The 22841-nt window shown below is 65.7% G+C and carries 20 protein-coding genes and 1 pseudogene; 5 read left to right on the top strand and 16 right to left on the bottom strand.

Annotation, left to right across the window (positions count from 1 at the left end):
* Nucleotides 1-244: 244 nt before the first annotated feature.
* The 11 genes and pseudogenes from ACIQ67_RS13875 to paaA form a co-directional block, all read right to left on the bottom strand.
* Nucleotides 245-767: pseudogene (locus ACIQ67_RS13875) on the bottom strand (phenylacetic acid degradation protein PaaY).
* Nucleotides 768-769: 2 nt separating this feature from the next.
* Nucleotides 770-2818, bottom strand: coding sequence for a phenylacetic acid degradation bifunctional protein PaaZ (gene paaZ, locus ACIQ67_RS13880; protein WP_397534962.1), 2049 nt, complete (start codon nucleotides 2816-2818; stop codon nucleotides 770-772).
* A gap of 61 nt (nucleotides 2819-2879) precedes the next feature.
* Nucleotides 2880-4091, bottom strand: a complete 1212-nt coding sequence (gene pcaF / locus ACIQ67_RS13885; RefSeq protein WP_397534963.1) for a 3-oxoadipyl-CoA thiolase — start codon at nucleotides 4089-4091, stop codon at nucleotides 2880-2882.
* Between the two features lie 7 nt (nucleotides 4092-4098).
* Nucleotides 4099-5448, bottom strand: coding sequence for a phenylacetate--CoA ligase PaaK (gene paaK / locus ACIQ67_RS13890; protein WP_397534964.1), 1350 nt, complete (start codon nucleotides 5446-5448; stop codon nucleotides 4099-4101).
* Nucleotides 5449-5499: 51 nt separating this feature from the next.
* A complete protein-coding gene (locus tag ACIQ67_RS13895) occupies nucleotides 5500-7035 on the bottom strand; it encodes a 3-hydroxyacyl-CoA dehydrogenase (protein ID WP_397534965.1) in 1536 nt (511 codons plus the stop codon).
* A 5-nt stretch (nucleotides 7036-7040) separates the two neighbouring features.
* Entirely contained in the window at nucleotides 7041-7832 is a 792-nt protein-coding gene (gene paaG / locus ACIQ67_RS13900; protein WP_397534966.1) for a 2-(1,2-epoxy-1,2-dihydrophenyl)acetyl-CoA isomerase PaaG, read from the bottom strand.
* A 1-nt stretch (nucleotide 7833) separates the two neighbouring features.
* Nucleotides 7834-8913, bottom strand: coding sequence for a 1,2-phenylacetyl-CoA epoxidase subunit PaaE (gene paaE, locus ACIQ67_RS13905; RefSeq protein WP_397534967.1), 1080 nt, complete (start codon nucleotides 8911-8913; stop codon nucleotides 7834-7836).
* 13 nt (nucleotides 8914-8926) lie between these two features.
* Complete coding sequence (gene paaD / locus ACIQ67_RS13910; protein ID WP_397534968.1) at nucleotides 8927-9460, bottom strand: 1,2-phenylacetyl-CoA epoxidase subunit PaaD; 534 nt, start codon at nucleotides 9458-9460, stop codon at nucleotides 8927-8929.
* Nucleotides 9457-10212, bottom strand: coding sequence for a 1,2-phenylacetyl-CoA epoxidase subunit PaaC (gene paaC / locus ACIQ67_RS13915; RefSeq protein ID WP_397534969.1), 756 nt, complete (start codon nucleotides 10210-10212; stop codon nucleotides 9457-9459). Before paaC ends, paaD begins: the two co-directional genes overlap by 4 nt.
* A gap of 15 nt (nucleotides 10213-10227) precedes the next feature.
* Entirely contained in the window at nucleotides 10228-10512 is a 285-nt protein-coding gene (paaB, locus tag ACIQ67_RS13920; RefSeq protein WP_397534970.1) for a 1,2-phenylacetyl-CoA epoxidase subunit PaaB, read from the bottom strand.
* A gap of 23 nt (nucleotides 10513-10535) precedes the next feature.
* Nucleotides 10536-11528 (bottom strand): 1,2-phenylacetyl-CoA epoxidase subunit PaaA, encoded by a 993-nt coding sequence (gene paaA, locus ACIQ67_RS13925; RefSeq protein WP_397534971.1) that lies wholly within the window; start codon nucleotides 11526-11528, stop codon nucleotides 10536-10538.
* 126 nt (nucleotides 11529-11654) lie between these two features.
* Between paaA and ACIQ67_RS13930 the strand changes: the two genes are divergently transcribed.
* A complete protein-coding gene (locus tag ACIQ67_RS13930; protein WP_397534972.1) occupies nucleotides 11655-13223 on the top strand; it encodes an amidase in 1569 nt (522 codons plus the stop codon).
* Entirely contained in the window at nucleotides 13220-13360 is a 141-nt protein-coding gene (locus ACIQ67_RS13935) for a hypothetical protein (protein ID WP_397534973.1), read from the top strand. Before ACIQ67_RS13930 ends, ACIQ67_RS13935 begins: the two co-directional genes overlap by 4 nt.
* Nucleotides 13361-13603: 243 nt before the next feature.
* On the opposite strand, the gene ACIQ67_RS13940 is transcribed toward ACIQ67_RS13935, so the two are convergent.
* The 3 genes from ACIQ67_RS13940 to ACIQ67_RS13950 are packed head-to-tail and all read right to left on the bottom strand — an operon-like array spanning nucleotide 13604 to nucleotide 16583.
* Nucleotides 13604-14785: a M20 aminoacylase family protein gene (locus ACIQ67_RS13940; protein ID WP_397534974.1), complete on the bottom strand. Its 1182-nt coding sequence runs from the start codon at nucleotides 14783-14785 to the stop codon at nucleotides 13604-13606.
* 47 nt (nucleotides 14786-14832) lie between these two features.
* The gene (locus ACIQ67_RS13945; protein WP_397534975.1) at nucleotides 14833-15459 is read right to left on the bottom strand and encodes a response regulator; all 627 of its coding nucleotides are present in this window, start codon (nucleotides 15457-15459) and stop codon (nucleotides 14833-14835) included.
* Nucleotides 15456-16583, bottom strand: coding sequence for a PAS domain S-box protein (locus tag ACIQ67_RS13950; protein ID WP_397534976.1), 1128 nt, complete (start codon nucleotides 16581-16583; stop codon nucleotides 15456-15458). The genes ACIQ67_RS13945 and ACIQ67_RS13950 overlap by 4 nt, the downstream gene beginning before the upstream one ends.
* A gap of 74 nt (nucleotides 16584-16657) precedes the next feature.
* Here ACIQ67_RS13950 and ACIQ67_RS13955 point away from each other — a divergent pair, with 74 nt between their 5' ends.
* On the top strand, nucleotides 16658-17584 hold the full coding sequence (locus tag ACIQ67_RS13955) for a LuxR C-terminal-related transcriptional regulator (RefSeq protein ID WP_397534977.1): 927 nt from the start codon (nucleotides 16658-16660) through the stop codon (nucleotides 17582-17584).
* 40 nt (nucleotides 17585-17624) lie between these two features.
* On the opposite strand, the gene ACIQ67_RS13960 is transcribed toward ACIQ67_RS13955, so the two are convergent.
* Together ACIQ67_RS13960 and ACIQ67_RS13965 are read right to left on the bottom strand one after the other, a co-directional pair.
* Complete coding sequence (locus ACIQ67_RS13960; protein ID WP_397534978.1) at nucleotides 17625-18071, bottom strand: gamma-glutamylcyclotransferase; 447 nt, start codon at nucleotides 18069-18071, stop codon at nucleotides 17625-17627.
* 35 nt (nucleotides 18072-18106) lie between these two features.
* Nucleotides 18107-19084, bottom strand: coding sequence for a Bug family tripartite tricarboxylate transporter substrate binding protein (locus ACIQ67_RS13965; RefSeq protein ID WP_397534979.1), 978 nt, complete (start codon nucleotides 19082-19084; stop codon nucleotides 18107-18109).
* Between the two features lie 210 nt (nucleotides 19085-19294).
* Between ACIQ67_RS13965 and ACIQ67_RS13970 the strand changes: the two genes are divergently transcribed.
* Together ACIQ67_RS13970 and ACIQ67_RS13975 are read left to right on the top strand one after the other, a co-directional pair.
* Complete coding sequence (locus ACIQ67_RS13970; RefSeq protein WP_397534980.1) at nucleotides 19295-20818, top strand: amidase; 1524 nt, start codon at nucleotides 19295-19297, stop codon at nucleotides 20816-20818.
* Nucleotides 20819-20844: 26 nt separating this feature from the next.
* The gene (locus ACIQ67_RS13975; protein ID WP_397534981.1) at nucleotides 20845-22308 is read left to right on the top strand and encodes an amidase; all 1464 of its coding nucleotides are present in this window, start codon (nucleotides 20845-20847) and stop codon (nucleotides 22306-22308) included.
* The last annotated feature ends 533 nt before the right edge of the window (nucleotides 22309-22841 follow it).

A 22841-nucleotide genomic window follows, 5' to 3' on the forward strand; every position in this document is an offset into this window, starting at 1 on the left:
CCTCTCCCAGGTGTCCCCGTCCTCGTTGCTGTTCCACTTCATCCGCCTTGCTGTCGTTGTCGATGCAGGCATTCTGGGAAAAGGACCACCGCGTGGGAACAACGCCTTCGGCTTACCGCTTACGGCGAGACGGCGCCACACACGTGGTGATGTCGTCCCTGACTTGCGTGGCGTCAGAGGTTTGCCGGTCAGTGAGCTGCTACCGCCCCGCGATGGGGCCCGCTGATCGCCTGGACGCCCGGGCTCAACGGTGATCGGTCAAACGGCGCAGTTCGGGCAGGGCGAGCCGTGGCGAGTCGGCCGGCACTTCAGGCAGCGGTGGAACCTCAAGCAGTGACTCAAGGCACCGTCGGGTCAGCTGGTGGTAGACCTGTGTGCCCTTACGCTTGCGCCGTACATCGTTGTCGGTAAGCGTGCGCAGCACCTTGGCCAGCGCGCCTACCTCGGCGTCGTCCATCACGACCGCGTTCATGCCCACCAGCGCAACACGACGAACAATGTATCCATGAAGCACCGCACCGTGGCTGATATGACGGTTCTCCTCCACGATCACATCATGGTTCGGAAAGCTGTGCCGCACGCAGGTGTCCTGCACATTGGCGCCTTGGTGCAACTCGATGCGACCGAAGTCGCCGCGTAGGTTGGCGCCAGGCCCGGCGTAGCAGGCGGGGCCGACGACCACGTCGCCGATCAGCGCCGCACTCGGCTGAAGGTAGGCGCTGGGGGGCGACCACCTGCACGACGCCATCGATGGCATACCAGGCCATGGTCAGGCGGGCCGCTTGAGCACCAGCGTCAGGATGTCGTAGCTCGCGACGATCTCGCCATCCTGGTTCGTCACCTGCACGTCCCACGCCACCACGCCCTGCGCGGGCTGGTCCTTCCGGGCGGGCTTGTCAATCTTGCGTTTGCAGGTCAGGCGCGCTCGGATAGTGTCGCCGATGCCCACCGGCTTGACGAAACGCAGGGTGTCCAGGCCATAGTTGGCCAACACCGGTCCCTCGGCCGGCGACACGAACAGGCCTGCGGCGGCAGATAGCACGAAGTAGCCATGCGCGATGCGCTTGCCGAAGGCTGACTGCTTGGCGGCCAATTCGTCGAAGTGCATGTAGAAGAAGTCGCCCGAGATGCCGCCGAAGCCCACGATGTCGGCTTCGGTCACAGTGCGGCGGTGGGTCAGCAGCGAATCGCCGATGGCCAGGTCGTCGAACCACTTGCGGAAGGGGTGCTGCGCCTCTTCCTGCACCTTGGCACCGCGCACGTACTCGCCAGCGACGGCGGCCAGCATGGTCGGCGAGCCCTGGACCGCAGCGCGTTGCAGGAAGTGCTTGACGGCGCGCACGCCGCCCAGCTCTTCGCCACCACCGGCGCGGCCCGGGCCGCCGTGTTTCAGCAAGGGCAGCGGCGAACCGTGGCCGGTGGACTCGGCCGCAGAGTCGCGGTCGAGGATGTGCACCCGGCCGTGCCAGGCCGCGATGGCCGGCACTACCTGCGCCGCGACCTTGGGGTCGGCGGTGACCAGCGAGGCAACTAGGCTGCCCTTGCCGCGCGCAGCCAGCGCGACGGCTTCTCCGGCATCGGCATAGCCGATCAAGGTGCTGACCGGGCCGAAGGCCTCGACGTCGTGCACTGCGGTGCCGCTGCCCGAGCGGACCACCAGCAACGTGGGTGCGAAGAAGGCTCCTGCGGCCACGCCATCGCCCAGTGGCGCGAACCCGTCTTTGGCGCCGAAGAGAACCTCGCACTCCTGCGCCAGCAAGGCCAAACGCTCGGCCACGTCGGCCTGTTGCGCCTTGGAGGCCAAAGCGCCCATACGCACGCCTTCGACGGAGGGGTCACCGACCACCACCTTGGCCAGCCGGGCTCGCAGTGCGGCAGCCACGGCGTCCATCTGACGATGCGGCACGATGGCACGGCGGATGGCCGTGCACTTCTGGCCGGCCTTGGTGGTCATCTCGCGCACCACTTCCTTGACGAAGAGATCGAACTCCGGATCCTCGGGCTTCACGTCGGGGCCCAGGATGGCGCAGTTCAGCGAGTCGGCTTCGGCATTGAACGGCACCGACTGGCGCACCAGGTTCGGGTGCACGCGCAGCTTGGCAGCGGTATCGGCAGAACCGGTGAAGGTGACCATGTCCTGGCCACCTAGTCGGTCCAGCAGGTCGCCGGTGCTGCCGATCACCAGTTGCAGGCTGCCCTCGGGCAGCAGACCCGAGTTGTGCAACAGGCGCACGGCCGCCTCTGTCAGATAGCTGGTGGCGGTAGCGGGTTTGCCAATGCAGGGCAGCCCCGCCAGGAAGCTGGGCGCGAACTTCTCCAGCAGACCCCAGATCGGGAAATTGAAGGCGTTGATGTGCACCACCACACCGCCCCGGGGCACGAGAATGTGCGTGCCGGCAAATCCACCCTGTTTGCCCAGTGGCACGGCAGGGCCTTCGTGAACGACATTGCCCGAAGGCAACTCGCCAGCGCCCACGCTGGCATAGGCGAACAGCGTGCCTGCGCCGCCCTCGATGTCGATCCAGCTGTCAGCACGCGTGGCTCCGGTCAGCTGCGAGATGGCGTACAGCTGTTCCTTGTGCTGCATCAGGTATTGAGCCATGGCCTTGAGCCGCGCGGCGCGCTGCTGGAAGTCCATCGCCATCAGCGCGGGCACACCGCGCCGGCGCGCGAACTGCACGGCCTCGTCGAAGTCGATCGCTTCGGCATGGGTGTGGAAGACGGTCGCGCCGTTGATGGCGCTATGCAGCGGCGTGGCGGCTTGCGCGCCGATCCAGCGGCCAGCGATCAGGCTTTGCAGGGTGGGGATGTTGGACAACGGTTTCTCCGTGCTTCGTTCGATGAAAGATGGGCGCGGCCGACCGCGTGCCCGCGCTGGCTCAACAGCGTTCGATGACCAGGGCGATGCCCTGGCCAACACCGATGCACATCGTGCAAAGCGCGTAGCGGCCACCACGGCGCTCTAGCTGATTCAGCGCCGTGGTCACCAGGCGTGCACCCGACGCGCCCAGCGGATGGCCGATGGCGATGGCGCCGCCCTGGGCATTGACGTGGGCCGCGTCGTCGGGCAGCCCGAGGTCGCGAGTGACGGCCAGGGCCTGTGCAGCGAAAGCTTCGTTGAGTTCGATGACATCGATCTGCGACAGCTTCAGGCCGGTCAGTGCCAGCACCTTCTTGGCTGCCGGCGACGGGCCGAAACCCATGATGCGCGGTGCCAGGCCGGCCACCGCCATGCCCAGCACGCGGGCGCGCGGGTTCAGTCCGTACTTCGCCACGGCATCCTCACCGGCCAGCAGCACCGCACACGCGCCGTCGTTCACCCCCGACGCATTGCCCGCCGTCACGCTGCCGTCGGGGCGCACCACGCCCTTGAGCTTGGACAGCTGTTCGATCGTGGTCTCAGGGCGCGGATGCTCGTCGGTGTCGAAGGCCTTGGGCTCGCCCTTCTTCTGCGGCACGAGCACCGGCACGATCTCTGCGGCGAACAGCCCTTGCGCCTGTGCACGCGCCCAGCGCTCCTGGCTGCGCAGCGCCAGCGCATCCTGGTCGGCGCGCGAGATCTGGAAGTCGATCGCCACGTTCTCGGCGGTCTCGGGCATCGAATCGATGCCATAGCGCTCCTTCATCAGCTTATTGATGAAGCGCCAGCCTATCGTCGTGTCCTCGATCTTCGCCACACGCGAGAAAGGGACGTCGGCCTTGCTCATCACGAACGGGGCACGGGTCATGCTTTCGACTCCGCCTGCAACGACCAGGCCGGCCTCGCCGGCCTTGATTGAACGTGCGGCGATGCCGATCGCGTCCAGGCTAGAGCCGCACAGCCGGTTCACGGTGTTGGCCGGCACGTCCACTGGCAGACCGGCCAGCAGGGCCGACATGCGCCCGACGTTGCGGTTATCTTCGCCAGCCTGGTTGGCGCAGCCGTAGATCACGTCATCCACAACAGCCCAGTCCACGCCCGGGTTGCGAGCGATCAGGGCCTTGATGGGCAGTGCGCCCAGGTCGTCGGCGCGCACGCCGGCGAGCGCACCGCCGTAGCGTGCGAAGGGGGTGCGAATGGCATCGCAAATGTAGGCAGGGGTAGACATCATGAGGCTCTCAAATGGCTCCCTTAGGCTGTTCATGTGTCAGCTTGGGGCGCTTGTCGACGACGCGCCGAGCCTTGCCAGTGAGGGTGCGTTCGATGCTGCCCGTGGCCATCACCCGCACCTTGGTGCTGACGCCGACATAGGTCTTGACGCCATGCTCCAGCGACCGGGCGATGCCCTCCGACTCAGTGGTGGTCAGGCGGCCGGAGACCTCGGGACGGGCCTCGACCAGAACGTCGAGCTTATCCAGGTGCCCATCGCGCGTGACCACGAGTTGGTAGATGGGCGCGAGCTTGTCGTTCTTGAGGATCAGCTCTTCGATCTGTGTCGGGAACACGTTGACGCCGCGGATGATCAGCATGTCGTCCGAGCGGCCGGTGATCTTGCCAATGCGGCGCATCGATCGCGAAGTCGGCGGCAGCAGGCGCGTGAGGTCGCGGGTGCGGTAGCGGATGACAGGCATGGCCTCCTTGGTCAGTGAAGTAAAGACCAGTTCGCCCTCTTCGCCATCGGGCAGCACGGCGCCCGTTTCAGGATCGATGATCTCGGGGTAGAAGTGGTCTTCCCAGATCACCGGACCGTCCTTGCTCTCGACGCACTCGCAGGCCACACCCGGGCCCATCACTTCACTCAGGCCGTAGATGTCCACCGCATCGATGCCAGCGCGAGCCTCGATCTCGCCGCGCATCGCATCCGTCCAGGGCTCGGCGCCGAAGATGCCAATCTTCAACGAGCTCTCCGCTGGGTCCAAGCCCTGGCGCAGGAACTCCTCGATGAGGTTGAGCATGTAGCTGGGCGTGACCATGATGATGTCGGGCTTGAAGTCGACGATCAGCTGCACCTGCTTCTCGGTCTGGCCGCCGGACATGGGGATCACGGTGCAGCCCAGCTTCTCGGCCCCGTAGTGCGCGCCCAGGCCGCCAGTGAACAAGCCGTAGCCGTAAGAGATGTGGCAGATGTCGCCGGCGCGGCCACCGGCCGCGCGGATGGAGCGCGCGACGACCGTGGCCCAGACCTCGATGTCGTTCTTCGTGTAACCCACGACGGTCGGCTTGCCGGTGGTGCCCGAGGATGCATGGACACGCATCACCTGTTCACGCGGCACGGCGAACATGCCGAAGGGGTAGTTGTCGCGCAGGTTCGTCTTGCCCGTGAACGGAAACTTCGCCAGGTCCTCCAAGCCCTTGCAGTCTTCTGGCCGCACGCCGGCGGCGTCGAAAGCGGAGCGGTAGTGCGGCACGTTCTCATAGGCGCGCTTCAACGTCACCTGCAGGCGTTGCAGCTGCAGCGCCGCGATCTCGTCGCGGCTGGCGCGCTCGATGGGGTCCAGCTCGTCGGGCATGGGGTGCAGTCGGGCCATGGTGTCTCCTCGGTCAGGCGGGGGCGGAACTGTCGGTCCGCCACAGGGGTTTCAATCGTGGAAAGGACGTCGCGCGGCGACGCGCCTTCTGAGCAGCAGAGAAGCGCGGTAACGGTCTTCGCCGTAGGCTTTTGCCAGGTGGTCCAGCACAGCAAGCACCTGTGGCAAGCCGATGGCATCGGCCCAGGCCAGCGGCCCGATCGGATAGTTCACGCCCTTGCACATCGCGGTATCGGCGGCCGCGGCGTCGCACACACCCTGCGACACCGCGTCTGCGGCTTCGTTGGCCAGCATGGCCACGGTGCGCATGACCGCCAGCCCGGGCACGTCATCCAGCCGCGCCACGGACAGGCCCGCGGCCTGGAACACCGCCACAGCGGCCTTGAAGGCGGCTTCGCTGCAATGGTCGGCGCGCGCCAGCGCGATGCCTCTGGCTGTGAGCGGGTCCAGCGTCAGATCGGCCAGGACGGTGGCCTCATGGCTGTTGTCGGCCGCACGCTGGGTGGCGCTGCGACCATCGGTCAGGTGGACAAGCGTCTCGCCGACGCGCAGCACGCGAGCATCGTTGTGGCGCACGTCGTGCGCCGTGAAGGGCACGCCGGCGGCTGTCAGGCGCTTGGCCAATGCCTGACCGAGTGCCTCACCGGTCCAAAGGGCTAGGCCGTTGGCCAGCGTGGCCGGTGCTTCTGTGGTCGGCGCGGGCGCCAATGCACCGGCGGCATGGTCGTAGAAGCCACGGCCGCTCTTGCGGCCGAAATAGCCGGCGTTGACCAACTCCTGCTGGATCAACGAAGGCGTGAAGCGCGGGTCACCGAAATGAGCCTCGAACACCGAACGCGTGACAGCGAAATTCACGTCGTGGCCGATCAGGTCCATCAATTCAAAGGGCCCCATGCGGAAGCCGCCCGCTTCTCGCATCACGGCATCCAGCGTGGCCGGGTCAGCAGCCTGTTCGCTCAACAAACGCAAGGCCTCGGCGTAGTAGGGGCGCGCGCAACGGTTGACGATGAAGCCGGGAGAGGACTTCGTGAACACCGGGCTCTTACCCCAGTCCAGCGCGGTGTCATGAACCGCCTGCGCCACGGCAGCTTCCGTGGCCAGCCCGCTGACCACCTCGACCAACGCCATCAGCGGCGCCGGATTGAAGAAGTGCATGCCCAACAGTCGCTGCGGCCGACGCAGCGCCGCGCCAATCGCTGTGATGCTGATCGACGAGGTGTTGGTGGCCAGGATGCAGTCATCGGACACGATGCCTTCCAGCTCGGCGAACAGCTGCTGCTTGACGTCCAGTTTCTCGACGACGGCTTCGACGACCAGTGCGGCGCCCGACAGTTCAGCCGCGGTGGCGGCCAAGCTCACACGAGCGCCAGCTTCGGAGGCAGCCTGTGCCGTCATGCGGCCCTTCTCGGCCAGTCGAGTGAAGGTCTTCTGGATACCGGCAATGGCCTGCGCCGCGGCGCCGGGCTTGAGGTCCAGCAACTGCACGGCGTGGCCCGCCTGGGCCGCGACCTGTGCGATGCCGGCGCCCATGGCGCCGGCACCGATCACGGCCACCGTGGCCGTGGTGGGCAAGGCTTGCGTGCTCATGGCGCTCAGCAACCCGTGAAGCGCGGGGCGCGCTTTTCGGTGAAGGCGGCCACGCCTTCGCGGTAGTCGGCGCTGCGGCCGAGTTCACGCATGAAATCGCGTTCGAGGTCGAGCTGCGTCTCCAGGCTGTTTTGGCCGCTGGCCTGCAGCGCCTGCTTGGTACGCGCCAGGCCGAGTGTCGGCGCCTGCGCGAAGTGGCGCGCCAGGGCGTCGGTCTCGACGGCCAGCTGATCGTCGTCGACGCACTTCCAGATCAGGCCCCAGGCCGCGGCCTGTTCGGCGCTAAGCTTGTCGCCTAACATGGCTAATGCGGTGGCGCGAGCGCTGCCCAGCAGGCGCGGCAGGAAGTAGGTGCCGCCGGTGTCTGGGATCAGACCCAACTTGCAGAAGGCCTCGACGAAGCTCGCCGAGCGCGCGGCCAGCACGATGTCGCAGGCCAGCGGAAGGTTGGCACCCGCGCCAGCCGCCACGCCGTTGACGGCGCAGATCACCGGGATCGGCAGGCGCCGCAGGGCCAGCACCAGCGGGCCGTAGTATTTGTCGATCGACTCGCCCAGGTCGGGCACCGCCGCGCCAGGCGCCACGCTGCGGTCCGATAGGTCCTGACCGGCGCAGAAGCCGCGGCCGGCACCGGTCAGCACCAGCACGCGCACGCTGTGGTCGGCGGCCACCAGAGCCAACGCCTCGCGCACTTCCTCGTGCATCGCGACATTGAAGCTGTTGAGCCTGTTGGGCCGGTTCAGGGTCAGTCGCGCGATGCCGTCGCGGCTGTCGAAGAGGATGTTCTCGTAGACCATTTCAGCTGTCTGTGTCGAAGTCGAGCACTACGCGGTCGGTGACCGGGAATGCCTGGCAGCTCAAGACGAAGCCGCGCGCAATCTCGTAGTCCTCGAGCGCGTAGTTGGCGTCCATCTCGACCTGGCCTTCCACCACCTTGCAGCGGCAGGTGGCGCAGACCCCGCCCTTGCAGGAGTAACGGATGTCGATGCCCTGCTTCAAGCCGGCATCGAGCACCGATTCGGTGTCCTTGCCCATCGAGAAGCTGCGCTGGGCGCCATCGATGACCAGCGTGATTTCGCTTTCCTGGCGGCCCGCGACGGGGCGCGCGTGGCTGGCGTGCTGCTGCTTCTTCGGGATGCTGGCGGCGAAGAGCTCGATCTTGATGCTGGCCTTGGGCATGCCATGGGCCTGCAATGCAGCTGAGACCGCGTGCATCATGTCCTCAGGCCCGCAGATGAAGGCCGCGTCCAGATCAGCCACCTGGATCCAGCTCGCGAACAGCGCGTCACATTTCTCGCGCGTGATGCGTCCGTTGAACAGTTCCACGTCCTGCTGCTCACGGCTCATCAGGTAGACGATGTTGAAGCGCTCTCTGTAGCTGTCCTTCAGTTCGGCCAGCTCCTCGCGAAAGATCACCGCGGCAGACGCGCGGTTGCCGTACACCAGCGTGAAGCGCGACGCGGGCTCGGCGGCCAGTGTGGTCTTGATGATCGACAGCATCGGCGTGATGCCGCTGCCGGCGGCCACGGCCAGATATGCCTTGGGTTGAGTGGCGTCGAGCGGCAGGTTGAAGTGCCCCATCGGCGGCATCACCTCGATGCTGACGCCGGGCTTCAGCGTGTCGTTGGCCCAGGTTGAAAACGCGCCACCCGGTGTGCGTTTGATGGCCACGCGCAGGTCTCCGTCCTGCACCGCCGAGCAGATCGAGTACGAGCGGCGCAGGTCCTCGCCGTTGATCTGCGCACGCAGCGTCAGGTGCTGGCCTTGCGTGAAGGCAAAACGCTCGCGCAGGGCAAGCGGCACCGCGAAGGTGGCAACAATGGTGTCGCGCGTTTCCTGGCGGACCTGCTCGACATTGAGGGAGTAGAACTTGCTCATGAAGGGTGTCCCATCAATGACACTTGAAGTGATCGAAGGGTTCCAGGCAGTTGCTGCAGCGGTACAGCGCCTTGCATGGCGTTGAACCGAACTGGCTGGTCAGGCTGACCTGCGTGGAACCGCAGAGTGGGCAAGCCAGGCCCACGGGCGTGGACGTAGGGCGCGCGCCGCGGCCAATGTCGCCCAAGGCGATCACCTGTTCGGCCGCCGTGCCGATGGGGGGGGCGATACCGTAGGCGCGCAACTTGCGCTTGCCGTCTTCACTCATCCAATCGGTGGTCCAGGGCGGCGCGATGCGCGTTTGCAACCGCACCCGCGGCAGGCCCCGCCGCTGCAGCGCATCGACCACGCTCTGTGCGATCACATGGGTGGCCGGACAGCCTGAATAGGTGGGCGTAATCGTGACCACGCATTCGCCACCTTCGGCATCGTCCAGCCACTGCACGTCGCGGACGATGCCCAGGTCAACGATCGAGATCACCGGGATCTCTGGGTCCTCGACCTCGCCCAGCCAGGACCAGATGCGCTCGAGCTGCGGGCTGTTCACCACTGCTGCCCCGGGTAGGCGCGCTGCAGGAACTGCATCTCGGCCAATAGATAGCCCATCTGTTCGGTGTGCCGGCCCTGCTTGCCACCTTGTTGCATCCAGGCCTGCGGCGACGGCATCGTCAGCGTGGCGGCATTCAGCGTGCGGCTCACCTGGGCCAGCCAGGCCTCGTGCAACGTGGCCGTGCTCTCGGCCACGCCCTGGGCCTGTAGCACTGCATCGACGTCATCGGTCTCGAACAGCTCGCCGGTGTACATCCACAGTTCATCCAGCGCGTCCTGCAAACGGCGGTGGCTTTCCGCCGTGCCGTCGCCCAGACGCATCACCAGGTCGTCACTGCGCCGCAGGTGGTAGGTAACTTCCTTGCGCGCCTTGTCGGCGATGGCGGCGATCTGGCTGTCGGCCGAGCGGGTCAGCGCGTCCAGCAGCAGCAGGTGCCAGCTGTCGAACAGGTACTGCCGCATCAGCGTGTCCGCGTAGCTGCCGTTGGGGCGCTCCACCAGCAGCACGTTGCGAAACTGGTGCGCGTCGCGCAGAAAGGCCAACTGGTCCTCGCTGCGACCCAGGCCCTCGAGCTCACCGGCATAGGCCAGCCACAGCCGCGCCTGGCCGATCAGGTCCAGCGCGGTGTTGGCCAGGGCCATGTCTTCCTCCAGCGCCGGTCCCTTGCCGACCCACTCGGTCAGGCGCTGGCTGAGCACCAAGGCGTTGTCGCCCAGGCGCAGCAGGTACTCGAATTTGTCGTCCAGCATCTCGGCACCTGTGCGTCAGAGGTTCTTCACTTCTTCCGGCATCGGGAAGAAGGTGGGGTGGCGGTAGACCTTGCTGTTCGATGGCTCGAACAGCGGCGCCTTGTCGCCGGGGCTGCTGGAGACGATCTCGGATGCGCGGACGACCCAGATACCAACACCTTCATTGCGGCGGGTATAGACGTCGCGGGCGTTGTTGATCGCCATCTCGGCATCGGGCGCATGCAGGCTGCCCACATGCTTGTGTGCCAGCCCGTGCTGGCTGCGGATGAAGACCTCCCACAGCGGCCATTCCTTGCTCATCACGTTCTCCTCAGGGGTTGTTTTCACGCGGCCTGGGCTGCGCGCGCTGCCTGCTTGTCGGCATGTGCCGTCAACGCGTCGCGGAACCAGGCGCCGTCCTCGTAGGCCTTCACGCGGGTGCGCAGCCGCTCGCGGTTGCAGGGGCCGTTGCCCCTGAGCACGTTGTGGAACTCGGCCCAGTCGATCTCGCCGAAGTCGTAGTGCCCGGTCTCCTTGTTCCAGCGCAGGTCTGGGTCGGGCACGCTCAAGCCCAGATGCTCTACCTGCGGCACGGTCTGATCGACCATCTTCTGGCGCAGCTCGTCGTTGCTGAAGAGCTTGATTCGCCACTGCACGCTCTGCGCGCTGTTGACGCTGTCGGCGTCGCTGGGCCCGAACATCATCAGCGCCGGCCACCACCAGCGATTCAGTGCGTCCTGCGCCATCTGCTTCTGCTCGGCGCTACCGCGGCACAGCGCCAGCATGATGTCGTAGCCCTGGCGGGCGTGGAACGACTCCTCCTTGCAGACGCGGATCATGGCCCGCGAGTACGGGCCGTACGAACAACGGCACAAGGGAATTTGGTTGATGATCGCTGAACCATCCACGAGCCAGCCGATGGCACCCATGTCTGCCCAGCTGAGCGTGGGATAGTTGAAGATGCTCGAATACTTGGCCTTGCCGCTGTGCAGCGCGTCCAACAGCTCGTCGCGCGACACGCCCAGCGTCTCCGCCGCGCTGTAGAGGTACAGGCCGTGGCCCGCTTCGTCCTGGATCTTGGCCAGCAGAATGGCCTTGCGCTGCAGAGTGGGAGCCCGGGTCACCCAGTTGCCCTCGGGCAACTGGCCGACTATCTCTGAGTGGGCGTGCTGCGAGATCTGGCGAATCAACGTCTTGCGGTAGCCCTCCGGCATCCAGTCTTTGGGTTCGATCTTGATGCCTGCGTCGATGCGCTCCTGGAATGATCGCTCCTGCGGCGACAGGTCTTCCAACTGGCGAACCCTCTGCACACCCGTCTCTACCATCTGTGCGTACACGCCTGATCTCCTGAAGCCGCACCTGGATCGATGCATGAGCAGATCGTACGAATCGCCGACCTGCCCGCGCAGGTGCGGTCTTCTGACAAGCTATTCGGGAAAGCACTGAGATAGCCGACTCTGTCGATGCCGGTTTGCGGATTTGCCGAATCGGGCTATCGGCCGACGCTCATCCTGTGGAGATTCATTGGTTCGTTGCCTGCACGTCGGTATGCCGCGCAGGCCAGGATTTCTACCAAACAGGGTGCACAGATGTCGTCCTTTGCCGAGTACGAGGAACACGATGCCATCGGGCTTGCACGCCTCATCCACACAAGACAGGTTTCGGCGTCAGAGGTTCTGGAGGCGGCCGTCGAGCGAATCGAGGCACGCAATCCGACCCTGAATGCCGTGGTCACGAAGACTTATGAACTCGCGCGCACTGCCTGCCTAGCGTCCGTTGATGGCCCGCTGGCGGGTGTGCCCTTTCTCCTCAAGGATCTGGGCGTGCAACTTCATGGCGTGCGCATCACCAACGGCAGCCGCTTCTGGAAGGATCAGATCTGCAGCAAGGACAGCACGCTGGTCAAGCGCTACAAGGCGGCCGGGCTGGTGATCGTCGGCATCACGAGCACCGCTGAAAATGGGCTATCTGCCGAGACCGCACCCAGCTTGTTCGGCGCGGTGCGCAACCCCTGGAGCCTGGCTCACAGCGCGGGCGGGTCCAGCGGTGGCGCCGCCGCCGCAGTATCTGCAGGTCTGGTGCCTGCCGCGCACGCGAATGATGGGGGCGGGTCCATCCGCATTCCGTCGTCCTGCTGCGGCGTCTTCGGGCTGAAGAGTAGCCGTGGACGCAATCCCGTTGGTCCGGACATCGGCGAGAACTGGAACGGATTGTCGATACAGAACGTGATCAGCCGCAGCGTGCGCGACAGCGCCGCATTGCTCGATGCCAGTCACGGTCCAGAAGCCGGCGACCCCTACGCCGCGCCAGCCTTCAGGGGCAGCTATCTCGACGGTCTCGCTGCCCCGCTACGCCCGCTGCGCGTGGCGTTCCAGACGGTCACCCACTTCGGTCAGCTGATCGAGCCCGTCGTCGCTCAAGCCGTCCTCGAAGTGGCACGGCAGCTTCAGGCCCTGGGGCATCACGTCGAGGAAGCGCGTCCATCATTCGACGCCGAGGCACTGAAGCAGGACATGTTCACCGTCGTCGGGTGCAATGCCGCCAATGCGATCCGGATGCGCGAGGTGGCACTGGGACGGCCCGCGACGCCAGACGACATCGAGCGCATCACCTGGCACTGGATCGAGCGCTGCAAGTCCCGCAGCGGGCGTGACATGGCGCAGGCCATCGGAACTCTGCACGCCACGGCACGGGCCTTCGGACGCTTCTTCGAGCGCTACGACGTCCTGTTGACCCCGACCATGCCGCATCGGCCGCAACCCCTGCTGCACCTGGACATGCGCAGCGACGACCTGGACGGCTACTACGACAAGCTCTACCACAACAACACATTCACGACCGCCTGCAACTGCACGGGCATCCCCGCAGCCAGCCTGCCGCTGGCTTGGGCCGATGGCTTGCCGATCGGCATCCAGATCGCCGGGCCCCTGGGACAGGAGATGCGATTGCTGAGACTGGCCGCCCAACTCGAGGAAGCCCATCCCTGGGCCACCCGTCGCCCTCCAATGACCTGCCAGCAGCCCCCTCAATGAACAAGATCACCATCCAGGCGCACCCTCCACATGTAGAGCAGCTCTTCGAGCCGTACAGGTTTGTCCTTAGCGGAGACTTCCCTGGCTATCGCAACCACGTGTACCGCACCATCACCTATGCGATGCACTACCTGTGAGACTCGCCTGAACACGAACGACTGGTCGAGACCGCCAGCTCGCGCCGGAAGGGCTCGTGTGCCTGAACAAGGCGCTCCGCTCGACGCTCTGCGCCCGATGTCGCTGCACATCTGGCGGCATTGGCGTTGACACCTTGACCGAGTTCCACCACGGCACTCGCGCAGCTGCTGCGCAGCGACTTCGAGCGCTGGAAGTCCATCGTCAGGCGCATCGGCTTCACCGAGGAGAACGCAGGCCTGTTCTCAGCGCTGTGCTGCGGACAAGGCTGTTTCGACCAGTTTCACCCACAGGCTGGCCCCGGTCGACAACACCCGATCGTTGAAGTCGTAGCCGGGGTTGTGCAGCATGCAGTCACCCCACGTGCCCTCGCCGTTGCCCATGAAGAGGTAGCAGCCTGGCACGCGCTCGAGAAAGAAGGCGAAGTCGTCGCTGCCCGGAACCGGCTTCGGATCGGCTATCAACCCCGCTTCGCCGCACCAGGCGCGGACGACATCGCGGCACAGTGCCGCTTGGACGGGGTCGTTAATGACGACCGGGTAACGCCGCTGGTAGTCGACGTCAGCGGCGGCACCAAAAACCCCCGCCTGTGCCTTGGCCACGTCGGCGATGCGGCGCTCAAGGAAGTCACGCACTTGCGGTGTGTACGCCCGAACAGACAGGCGCAGCTCACCTTCTTCCGGGATGACATTGGGCGCCTCACCCGCCCGCATTGCCCCGACGGTGACCACGGCCATGTCCAACGGCGCCACGTTGCGGGACACGATCGTCTGCAGGGCCGTGACGATCGACGCGGTCGCAACCACCGTGTCCACGCCGCACTGGGGCATGGCGGCATGGCTGCCCTTGCCCCGCACCCGAATGATGCAAGTGTCTGCGCTGGCCATGGCCGGCCCGGCCACGATGGCGAATCGGCCCTCCGGCAGTCCCGGTACGTTGTGCATCGCAAACATCGCGTCGCAGGGGAAGAGATCGAAGAAGCCCTCCTCGATCATGCGCCGGGCGCCGCCACCGCCCTCCTCGGCCGGCTGGAAGACGACGTGCACCGTGCCGTCGAAAGCTCGCGTCGCCGCCAAGTGGCGAGCCGCGGCCAGGAGCATCGCTGTGTGCCCGTCGTGACCGCAGGCGTGCATCTTGCCGAAGACCGTGCTGGACCACGGCTTGCCGCTCGTTTCCTGCACTGGCAAGGCATCCATGTCGGTGCGCACGCCGATGCGCCGCCCGCCGTTGCCCGACGTGAGTGTGCCGACCACCCCCGTTCCCGCCAATCCACGATGAACGGTCCAGCCCCAGCGCTCCAGCCGATCGGCCACCAGCGAAGCAGTTTCGTGCTCCTCATAGGCCAGTTCCGGCCGCGCGTGAATAGTGCGACGGATCTCGATCATCTCGGGCTCTTGCGACCGCACCTCGTCGAGGGCTGGCGGCATAGATTCAGCTTCCGTCTGCATTGCGGGTACGCCTTCAGGGTTAAGGGTCAGTCAACGAGTCTGTGCCGCATCGCGTACTGCACCAACTCGGCATTGCTGGCCACACCCAGCTTCTCCAGGATGCGTGTGCGGTGCGTTGCCACCGTCTTGACACTCACCAGGATCTGAGAACCGATCTCGGTCAGGGGCAGGCCACGCACGATCTTGAGCATCACCTGCATCTCGCGCGGTGAGAGGTTCTCGTGAGGCAGTCGATCGGACGGCGGCCCTGGCGGCGTGGCGATGGCGAAGCCTGGCGTGACGTACACCCCCCCTGCGGACACATGCCGCACGGCCCGCAGGAGCTCCTCAGGGCTGACGTCTTTCGACAGGTAGGCATTGGCGCGCGCCTTGAGTGCGAGGCGCGCGTACTGGGACTCGACGTACATCGACAACATGATCACCGGCAGGCGCGGCAACTCGGTCCGGATGGCCTGGAGCGTCTCGATCCCGCTGCGCGACGCCATGTTGATGTCCAGCAGCACCGCCTCAAAGGGTTGTGAGCGCACCAGCGCCAGTGCGGTGGCTCCATCCGCCGCCTGCGCGGTGACGGCTATGTCGGGCTCGTCCGACAGCAGCCGCGCAATGCCCGCACGGAAGATGGTGTGATCGTCTACCACCAGGACCCGGATCATGCCGAGGGCCCTTGATGCTTTGCGCGCAAGGCCATGCACAGCGTGAGTTCGGTGCCGCCCTCAGGCCCATCGTGCACATCCAGTACCGCTCCGATGTCGCGTGCACGTTCGGTCATGCTGAACAGGCCCATCGCTCCGTGACGAGCCGGCTTGGCTCCGATGCCGCACCCATCATCCCTCAGGCGCAGCCAGAACGCCTGCGCATCGGCCCCGGCCTCCAATTCGACAGTTTTGGCGTGCGCATGGCGGGCGACATTGGTCAGCGCCTCCTGGACGATCCTGAACACCTGCGTCGCTACCGCCGATGCCAAGGGCAGCGGCTGATCGGGAAGAGTCACCCGAACATCAACGCCATAGCGCCTGGCGAACTGGGTCATCCACTGCCGAAGCGCCTCTCCGAGGCCCAGCAGGTCGAGGCTCGCCGGACGCAACTCTTCCGAGATGGCTCGTGCGGTGTCGATCGTCTCCTGCATCAGCAACACCAGATCCGTCGCGATGCCGTGCAACTCTTCCTGCCCCGGCACGGCGGTGCGGCGGAGGATGCGCGAGAGATCAAACTTGGCCGACGTCAGCATACCGCCCAGCACGTCATGCACCTCCCGAGCCATGCGCGCCCGTTCACCCTCACGCGCTGCGTTGATGTGCTGAGCGAGCTCCCGCAGACGCTCACGGGACTGGCGCAACTCCTCCTGCGCTCGTACACGCTCGGTCACGTCCAACGCTACGCCTGTCAGCGCAGCGCGCCCCTGACACTCGACACGCGATGCGTGCAACTCGAGATGGACGATCTGTCCGTCCTTTCGCACACCCTTGGTGAAGTAATGGATGTTGTCGACCTCGCCACCGATGCGGCGCTGGTAGTTTTGCATCACTTCGGGCACCGAATCCGGTGTCACGCAATCCGCCATGTGGCGACCAATGAACTCCTCGCGGGCATAGCCGAACATGGCTGCGAACGTGTCGTTGGCATACATGAACCGCTCGTCAAGGACAACGTAGACGCCGGCCAACGACTGCTCGACAATTCCGCGAAAGGGCACGTCCGCGAGTCGCAGAGCCCCCAACGCTGCCGCGGTGGACAGGTCAGACGTCGCACTCAGCGATTGCACCACTACCGTCTTCATCTCGCCGCTTCCATAATCGATCGACCGCAACACACGACGACTGCGGCAGGCATTAAGAGAGCACGCTGACCTTCATGAACGACGACGACATCCTGCGCATCCAGCGCGATCTGCGGCGACGCCTGTTCGAAGGCCCAGGCGCGATTCGCTGGCGTCCAGGCAGGGAGCTGGCCGCGCAGCTCTTGTTGTTTCTCGACGATCCACAGGCCTGCTGGCGCATCACCGCCGAGTGGCTGCGCGACACGCTGGACGCAGACCGGGTGGATGGCGGCTTCGGCGGTTTTGTCGGTGCCAATGGCCGGCCCCGCGACTACGTCGTCATGGCCGAGGCGCAGCGTGACAGTCTCCGGCTGCCCCCGGTGATCGGGCTTCGCTTCAGTGCTTCCAATCCCGGGCTGCGCGCGGTTTGGTGTAGCGGCGACGTGGCCCCCTTTGGGGACGTTTCGCAAGAGATCACTTTCACGGAAGACTTGCGAGTAGCGTTGCGCGAAATCGGGACGGCCGCCAAGCTCGCACTGCCAGTACGCGATGGCGCGCGACCGATCGGGTTGATCTGCGCCGACTGGCACCGAGAGGCTCCCCGCTGGAACGCAGACGCTTGTCTTGAGCTCGGCGGCTTCGCGCAGACTGCGCTCGGTCCGGTGCTCGCCACGGCGGCGCAACTTGCTGTCGATCGGATGGAGTCGCTCAGGACTACCCACAGCATTGCCGATGAGGACAGGGGCATGGCGGTCGGCGATGCTCAACGTGAGTTGCAGGACACGCGCGCGATGCCTGCAGGGCACTCGGTAGTGGCATTCGCTGATCTGACACCCGCCGAGTGGAAGGTGGCCCGCCTCGTCGCCATGGGCCTGAGCTACAAGGAGGTGGCACGCGAAGTGGACCGATCGCTGTCGACGGTCGATCACCAGTTGCGCAGCATCCGCGACAAGCTGGGCGTTCGTTCCACAAGGCGGCTCGTCCGTCTGCTCAATGATCACTTGAAGCAATCCCTCACCTGACCCCGGGTGACTTGGCCCGGTCTGCAGGCAGGCCGCAGCTTCAGTTCGCATCCAAGGTCAGCGGTCCGCTGTGGAGGAACAGGTCGGCGTGGGCCTGCGTGTATTCGGGCAATGGGCCCAGGCGGACGCCCTCCGCGTCGGCGCGGCTTTGACTGCCCAGATAGACATGGCAATCCATCGGGCAAGGCTCGTCGTCGTCTAGCGAGCGCACGGTGATGGTCACGCGCTCGTACCACCCCGCATGCCCCACTCGCTCGAGTTCGTCCATCGCCTGCAACATGTCGTGATCCACGCTGTAGAGCTGACCCACAACATGTTCACCCTCACCCGGCGCGTTCACGAGCCAGGGCAGGTACCTGGGACCGATCAGGTACAGGGGGAAGCGCTGCCGGGTCACGAAGTCGCCAGGCAGCCGCTCGCCGCGGTTGATGTGATGGTTGAAGAACCCTTGCTTCAGCGTGCCATACACGAAGAGGAGCTCGCGCATGTCGTGGTCTCCTGCGATCAACGTGGCCTATAGCGTCACTGCGGCGTCAGATTGATGCGCTTGGCCATGTTCCGATAACGTTCAATCTCGCTCGCATACAGCCGGTCCAGATCGGCTCGCTTCAGGGGGACGGCCACGGTGATGCCCGTCCCTTCAAGCCCTTTGCGAACGTCGGCGTTTTGCAGCACCGCGTTCAACGCCGTGTTGATGCGGTCGATGACTGCATCAGGCGTGGCCTTCGGCACCTGTACACCGATCCAGAGGTCGTAGTCGAACCCAGGGAACGTCGTGTGCGCGGAAATGGACGGCACCGCCGGGAACAGCGGGTGCGGCTTGGCCGCGGCGATGCCCAGCGCCCGGACCTTGCCCTCCTTGACCATGCCCGGAACCGGTCCGGCCAACGGGAAGAAAGCAGCGTCGATGGAGCCCCCGGCGATGTCGTTCATCAGCGGCGCGCCGCCCTTGTACGGCACATGCACAAACTTCACGCCCGCTTGCTGGGCGAACTTCTCAGCCATCAAGTGATACATGGACCCCACGCCGACATTGCCGAGCGTGAGCTCCTTGCCCTTGGCCAGCGCCACGAACTCGTCGAGGTTCTTGGCGGGCGAGCTTGGCGGGACGAGCAGCAGCACCGAGGTGTTGGCAATCAAGCCTGCCAGCCGAACGTCCTCCGGCTTGAACTTCACCGCTGACAGCGCCAGCGGCGCCAACACCAGCTCCATCGGTGTTGCCAGCACTTGCGTGTGCCCATCCGCCGGCGCCGACAAGACCCTCTGCACACCCAGCGCACCCGCCACCCCACCGATGTTCTCGACAAGCAGCTGCTGGCCCAGTTGCTTCTGGTATTCGGGCTGGATGAGTCTCGCGACAAAGTCCGACGCGCCCCCGGCCGGATACGGGACGACGACGTTCAGCATCTTGGAAGGAAAGGACTGCGCGAGCGCTGCGGTCGCCAACACGGCGCTGCCCAGCAATGCGAACGACGCGCGAACAATGACCTGACGGAACATCGGCGTGTCTCCTGGTAGGTTCGATACGCGAGGATTCTTTAGATCAGCCGCCCAGCCGGATAGCACGATTCGGCAAACTGCAGCGAAGGCAATTCACCGGGGCATGCAGGCGCAACGGAAGCGCCATACAGCCCTGGCCTGAGCAAACCGCTGGTGTGGGCGTGTGCTCGCAGCGCCTGATTTGCCGTTTCGGGCTATTCGCGCGGACGCGTGCTCGGCAACATCGCCGCCATGCGCACATCCGATAGCACCAAGAACACCTTGGCTCCGCAAATCGATGCGCTGGCCATGCGCCCGGCGCATGAACTGGCGGGTCTGTTAAGGCGCAGAGAGGTTGGCGCCGCCGAGTTGCTCGGGATGTACCTGGATCGAGTCGACCGTTTCAATCCGTGCCTCAATGCGGTGGTCGTGCGCATCGACGACGACGCCTTCGAGCGCGCGCGGGCCGCCGATGCGGCACTGGCACGGGGCGAGTGCTGGGGCCCGTTGCATGGCGTGCCGATCACAGTGAAGGAGTCCTTCGACCTGGCCGGCACGCCCACCACGTGGGGCTACGAGGCGCTCACCGGCAACGTAGCCACCGAGCATGCCGATGCGGTGAAGCGCCTGGTCGACGCTGGGGCCATCGTCTTCGGCAAGACCAACGTGCCTACCTCGCTGGCAGACTGGCAGACATTCAATCCTGTCTACGGCACGACCAATAACCCGTGGGACGTCCACCGGGCTCCGGGCGGATCGTCGGGTGGATCGGCCGCCGCCCTCGCAGCGGGCTTGTGCGCACTGGAGATCGGCAGCGACATCGGCGCCTCAATCCGCAACCCCGCGCACTATTGTGGCGTCTATGGCCACAAGCCCACGTGGGGCGTGGTCTCGATGCAGGGGCACCAGCCGCCAGGGGTGGAGTGCATGGACGCGGTCGACATCGGCGTGGTTGGCCCCATGGCGCGCAGCGCGCACGACCTGGCACTGGCGATGGACGTGCTGGCTAGCCCAGTGCGTGCCTTCGGCCCTCACGGCTGGCAACCGGCCGCCTGGCGCGATACCGGCACACCAGCGCGCCGGATGCGCGTGGCGATCCTGCTGGACGACTCTTGCGCGGAGGTCGATTCCAGCGTGCAGCAAGCACTGATTGACCTGATGACCTTCCTGCGTGCGCAAGGCGTGCAGGTCGCCGAAGGCTCGCGTCCAGTCGACAGCCGAGAGTGCTACGAAACCTACATAGGCCTGCTGCGTTCGGCAACCGGCGCGATGCTCGACGAGGCGGCCTATTCCCAGGCCGTCGAACGGGCCCAGCACTTTCCCTCCGGGGATCGGAGCTACGCCGCCTGGGTCGCGCGCGCCAGCACGATGTCTCACTACGGATGGGTGCACCACGACCAGGTGCGCCGGAAGTTGCGGCGTCAGTGGGCACGATTCTTCGCGCAGCATGACCTGCTGATCTGCCCCATCGCCACCACGCCGGCCTTCGAGCACAACCTGCAGGGTGAGCGTTGGGAACGGCTGCTGATGGTCAACGGCAAGTCGCAGCCGAGCACGGACCAGTTGTTCTGGGCCGGCTACCCAGGGGTCGTGGGCCTGCCGGCGACCGCCGTTCCGCTGGCCATGAGCCCCGCCGGCTTGCCGATCGGGGCGCAGATCGTTGGCCCGGCTTTCGGCGACCCGACGTGCCTGCGCTTCGCCCGTTGGCTGGAAGACGACTACCGCGCCTTCACGCCACCGCCCGACTTTGTCTGAAGCGGCAAGCTAGCCGTGCGATACCCATGCATCTACCCTCCGACCTGACGGACCTCGACGCAGATGAGCTCTCCCGGGCCATCCATGCGCGCCAGCTCTCGTGCCGCGAGGTCATGCAAGCCACGCTGCAACGTGTGCATCGGCTCAATCCAGCCAGCAACGCTATCGTCAACCTGGCTCCCGACGACGCGCTGCTGCGCCAAGCGGACCGGTGTGATGCCGAGCTGGCTGGCGGCAAGTCGCGCGGCTGGATGCACGGCATGCCGCAGGCCATCAAGGACACGGGGCAGGCCTCGGGGTTTGCCACCACCTACGGCTGCACGTTGCTCAAGGACGCCGTGGCCACACATGACAGCACGATGGTGACGCGAATGAAAGCCGCCGGCTGCATCGTCATCGGCAAGACAAACATGCCGGAGTTCGGGCTCGGCTCTCATACCTTCAACACCTTGTTCGGTGCTACGCCTAACGCCTGGGATCCTTCGGTCAGCGCAGGGGGCTCCAGTGGGGGGGCCGCTGTGGCGGTGGCGCAGCGCCTGCTACCGGTGGCCGACGGATCGGACTTCATGGGCTCGTTGCGCAACCCGGCGGCCTGGAACCACATCTTCGGCATGCGGCCCAGCCAGGGTCGGGTGCCGTTCTGGCCTGCTGCCGATGTGTGGGTCAACCAGCTTGGCACCGAGGGACCGATGGCGCGCACGGTGCGCGACCTCGGCACGCTCTTGTCCATCCAATGCGGCCAGGATCTCCGTTCACCCCTGTCGATCGCCACACCCCTGGGCACGCTCGATCTGCCGGCTGATACACAGCCCTTGCGCGGCTTGCGCATCGGCTGGCTCGGTGACCTGCAAGGCCACTTGGCCATGGAGGACGGACTGATCGCCACCTGTGAAGACGCGCTGCGGCGGTTCGCGTCCGAAGGTGCGGTCGTCGATACGCTTGCACCGCCCTTTGACGCACAGGCGGTCTGGCGGGCCTGGCTTATCTGGCGCCGTGCCATCGTCGCGCCGCGGGTGGCTGCGCTGCTCGGACGTCCGGGCGCCCGGAAGGCGATCAAGCCCGAGGCGCTGTGGGAGCACGATCAGGCACAGGGCACGACGCTGATGGACTTCATGCACGCCAGCGAGGTGCGCAGCAGCTTCTACCAGAGTCTGCTCGGCGCGTTCGAGCGGGTGGACGTCCTGGCCCTGCCGGTGACGCAGACCTGGCCGTTCCCACTCGAACAACGTTGGCCTGAGGTGATTGCAGGCCGCAGCATGGACACCTACCACCGGTGGATGGAGTGCTCGATCTATGCAACCTTCGCCGGGCTGCCGGCCATCAGTCTGCCGGCCGGGTTCCATCCAAACGGGCGCTGGCCGGCGGGGCTTCAGTTGATCGGTCGACCGCAGTGCGATGCGGCCCTGCTGCGGGTAGCCGCGGCCTATGAGATCACGGCGGCCGACCTGCTGCGCCTGAGGCCGGCTGCCACCCAGGGGATGCTCGCTTGAGCACCGAAGCGCACCTTTGGACGACACGCAACGACCGCCGCTGCCGTCCGCTCGAGTGCGCGTCACCCCAGGGTCCGGTTCGCCCGGTACGGATCAGCAAATGCCCTGCCACCGCGACGCCGACAGCACATCTCTGGACCTCGCCCGTCAGTAGGGCTTCAGGTCCTGCCTGGTGAACCCGACAGCAGGCGGCGCCGGCCGGGTCGAGTTGCTCTGCCTCGGAAGCAAGCAGGCCGCAGACTTTGAAGGGCCGGAGACGCGTCTTGTACGAACACTCGCCCGATCACTGGCGGTTGAATTGCATGACTGGCTCACCGTTTGCCTGCAGAGGCGCCTGAAAGAAGCGCCCGACTTGAGGCCAAGGATCTGGATCTGCTGACCTTGGAATGGCGAGGTCTCGAAACAAGGGAACCTGTCAGAAATTTTGTGTGTGAGGCATAGCATGTCGACAAGGAGCATGAATGCCACGCAAGACGAAGACGACCGCCACGGCGGACAAGGCGGCGCAGCCGCAATTCTCAGCCGAGTTGCTT

The organism is Roseateles sp. (assembly GCF_044373315.1).
Lineage (GTDB): Bacteria > Pseudomonadota > Gammaproteobacteria > Burkholderiales > Burkholderiaceae_C > JACDQM01.